This is a genomic window from Lacticaseibacillus saniviri JCM 17471 = DSM 24301 (genome assembly GCF_001311785.1).
In the GTDB taxonomy this organism is placed as follows: Bacteria; Bacillota; Bacilli; order Lactobacillales; family Lactobacillaceae; genus Lacticaseibacillus; species Lacticaseibacillus saniviri.
This window is the reverse complement of the sequence record NZ_BBBX01000059.1, coordinates 1-1,502: the sequence shown is the minus strand read 5'-3', so window position 1 is coordinate 1,502 and position 1,502 is coordinate 1. Positions and strand designations below refer to the sequence as shown.

The window sequence follows — 1,502 nt, the reverse complement described above, 5'->3', positions numbered from 1 at the left end:
TGAAGTGCCATAGAAAAGTTAGACAAGTTTGATTTTATTAAGCAACCATGGCTTGATTCCTGTATTCAACAGGGGTCAAGCCATTTGTGTTTCTTGAGATGCGTACGTTATTGAACCACTGCACATAGCGATTGACCAGTTCTTTGAGTCCAGACAAATCGTTAATTCGATACCTGTTTAAGCATTCTCGCTTCATGAGACTGAAAAAGCTCTCTACCGGTGCATTATCATGACAATTTCCCTTACGGGACATACTTTGGATAACACCTAGTGATTTCAGACGTTTCTGGTAGGCCGGTAGTTGATACTGCCAGCCTTGATCTGAGTGCAGAATTGGTTCAGAGCTTTCTGTCAGTCGTGGTTGAAGCTCATCAAGTGTGGCTTGAATAAGAGCTTTGTTCGGTGAACCACTCACGACAGCTGAAAGGACTTCTCGACTAGCTTCATCGGTGATAACTGAAATATAACCCCATTGGCCATTATAGAGTCGAACCTGAGTGACATCAGTATGAAGGGCGGTCAATGGCTGTTTAGCATCAAATTTCTGTTTAAGAAGATTAGGCGCTGTCTTACCAACTTCACCCTTGTAGGAATGATATTGAGACGTATGTTTGGAATACACAGTCACTTTAAGGCCCATATCGCTCATTAATCGTCGGTACGTTTCTTCTGCGTAGTTAAAGCCATGGTTAATCGCCTCATCATGAATTCGACGATAACCGTAGGTTTCGTCAGATCCATAATAGAGGGCCTTAATAAACGCCTTCACTTTCGCATATTTATCAGGCTTCTGGGCTCGCTTCAAACGATCATAGTAAGTAGCTCGTGGTAATTCGACGGTTTCAAGTAGTTCTTTCAGCCCATATTGCGACCTTAAAGAAGTGACGATACCGGCTTTTACTTGTGTTGAGATGTTTTGCCCGGCTTCTTCGTCAAGGTCGCGTATGCTTTTAAAATATCACGGTCCAGTTCTGCTTTATGGAGTTTCTGCTTGAGTTCAAGAATTTCCTGTTGGTATTTCTCTTCTTGGGTTGGTTCAAGCCGTTTTATCGGCTTGATAGGCTTATTTGTCTTGTGTTTTGCCATATCTGATGGTTGTCTCCCTTTGGGTTTCGGACGCAGACCAACAACACCTTGTTCTCGCACAATTCGATCCCAAGCATTTACTTGGCTTGAACTGATACCAAAGTGCGCGGCGGTCTGGGCACGACTAGTTTGATGTGTATGAAGATAATGTACCACGGCCAACTTAAATTCTTGAGGATAGTTTGTTCTAGAATGTTTGACACGTAGTGACTCAAGCCCATGACTTTGAGCATGAGAAACCCACTCCTGCAATGTGCGATGGCTTGGTATGTCAAACTCCTGACAGACATCAGCGAGGCTAATACCGCCATTGAGGTAACGCTTTACGGCTCTACTTTTAAATTCGTTGCTATATTTAGTCATTAAAATACCCCATAATTGTTAGACATGCTTGTCTAACAATTATGGGGCACTTC

At 42.9% G+C, this 1,502-nt stretch carries 2 protein-coding genes; both read right to left on the bottom strand.

Going from position 1 to position 1,502, the window contains the following annotated elements; all coding sequences use genetic code 11:
- Positions 1-37: 37 nt before the first annotated feature.
- Complete coding sequence (locus JCM17471_RS13120; protein WP_263849519.1) at positions 38-889, bottom strand: IS3 family transposase; 852 nt, start codon at positions 887-889, stop codon at positions 38-40.
- Positions 890-897: 8 nt separating this feature from the next.
- Positions 898-1,449 carry a helix-turn-helix domain-containing protein gene (locus JCM17471_RS13115; protein ID WP_054778171.1) on the bottom strand — a complete coding sequence of 184 codons (552 nt, stop codon included), beginning with the start codon at positions 1,447-1,449 and terminating at the stop codon, positions 898-900.
- Between the last annotated feature and the right edge of the window lie 53 nt (positions 1,450-1,502).

Coding starts and splice junctions, on each gene's coding strand:
- JCM17471_RS13115 (WP_054778171.1), bottom strand. CDS start 1,449: ATGACTAAATATAGCAACGAATTTAAAAGTAGAGCCGTAAAGCGTTAC.